The sequence below is a fragment of the Nitrosomonas eutropha genome, from assembly GCF_003201195.1.
In the GTDB taxonomy this organism is placed as follows: domain Bacteria; phylum Pseudomonadota; class Gammaproteobacteria; order Burkholderiales; family Nitrosomonadaceae; genus Nitrosomonas; species Nitrosomonas eutropha.
This window is the reverse complement of sequence record NZ_QICQ01000079.1, coordinates 1-1,606: the sequence shown is the minus strand read 5'-3', so window position 1 is coordinate 1,606 and position 1,606 is coordinate 1. Positions and strand designations below refer to the sequence as shown.

General features: G+C 53.5%; 1 protein-coding gene and 1 pseudogene. Both read right to left on the bottom strand.

Features of this window, described 5'->3' with window-relative positions; all coding sequences use genetic code 11:
• Positions 1 to 160 (bottom strand): annotated as a pseudogene (locus C8R14_RS13265) (IS481 family transposase); the annotation flags it as partial.
• 285 nt (positions 161 to 445) lie between these two features.
• On the bottom strand, positions 446 to 1,294 hold the full coding sequence (locus tag C8R14_RS13255; protein ID WP_049753126.1) for an alpha/beta hydrolase: 849 nt from the start codon (positions 1,292 to 1,294) through the stop codon (positions 446 to 448).
• Positions 1,295 to 1,606 lie beyond the last annotated feature (312 nt).

Below are 1,606 nucleotides of genomic sequence, written 5' to 3'. Positions count from 1 at the left end.
TCGGTGCATCGTGGGTGAATTCCCGCTTCCGCCACTTCGCTACCGTTTTTGGATTAATCCCATGCCGCTTGGCCAGAACATTCAGACTCTCTTGACTATTTTGTATCGCTCGACGCACCGCCACTGTCGTGCGGGCGCTTCCGTGTAATATCTGTCCCATAAATCATCCCTCCGTAGCTGGTTATATGTTACACCGGCACACCGTGGGACTAAACATCTAAGGAACTGGAACACCTGTGTTGTTACATCACGCGACCGGAAATTGCCAATGAGCGTCTGGTGCTAAATGATGCTGGGCAGGTTGTTGGCACTAAAAACGCCTTATCGGGATGGCACCACGCATATCGTCATGTCGCCGCTGGAATTCATGCAGCGAGAGACTGGCTGCGTTAGTTCCCAGGTCATTGCGCACAAGTGCACCGAGGCGGATCGCCGGAATACGCAGTTACTTCAACGAGCCCTTTTCTGTTGAAGTGAGAAACGTCGCAACTTCACCCCACCAGGGAGCGGCGGGATCGTAGGGCAGAGTGTTGTGCCCGGCATGCGCCTCTATATGCAGCCATTTGGGGCCACTATAGCTGTCGTAGAGCTGCTGGCCCAATTCGCTGGTAACCACCTCATCACGTCCAGCCAGCAAAAAGGCCACCGGCCCCTGGTAATGGGACAGCGCTTCTCGAGAATCATAGTGCTCGCTTAACAAGGCGCGAACAGGAAGGAAGGGGTAGTGGTATGCCGCGATATCAGCCAGGCTGGGAAAAGGAGTGATGAGCAGCAGACCCGCTACTTTATTCGGGAAGGTGGACGCCAGAAAACTGGCGACGCCACTGCCCAGAGATTCACCAATAATGAAAACTGGTCGTGAATCAATCGCCAGTAATGCCTCCAGAGCCTGCGTTGCAGTGGTCTTGAAGTTGACCTCAGATGGCGTGCCCCCGCGAGCCCCGTATCCGGGGTATTCGAACAGGAAAACATCCCACTGGTTTCCCAGCGCCCGCAGGCCCGTCACAAAATAACCCCGGTTCAGCGCATAGCCGGCGTTGCCATGGAACACCAGCATTCGATAGCAGGCATTGGGGTCACCAGGGGATTTCCAGCCTATAGCCTCTCCTGCGTTGTCGCGCCAGACCTGCAGGCCCATGCGCGAGGCAAGTTCTGACAGCACGTCCGCTTGCGCCTTGCTGGGAAAATAGATCAATTGGCGCTGCAGAACGGTGAGCATAATAAACACCCCCAAGGCAAAAATGCTAACCGTGAGCTTCCACCGCAGGCCTTTACGATAATTCCACTTTAGCAAGATCCGTATAAATCCTCATTTACTCGGGGCGGGGATACAAGCGGAAATTGCGCAGCGGTTTTATTTCGGCGCAGCCTGCTCTGCACGTGTTTTCGTAGGGTTTCGATAGTTACGCGTTCGTTTGAGCACAGCTCATTTATGGAAAGATGGGGGCGCCGTAAAAACATCTGGCATTGTTGTCCACTGTCGCCCCATGAATTCTCATCCGGAAGCTCCATAACGTGGTCAAGTAAAATCGGACACCTCAGTTAAGCTGCTTTTATCGATTTTGCTGCTTCTGCTTCATATTGATTCGGACTTTTGTAATCCAGG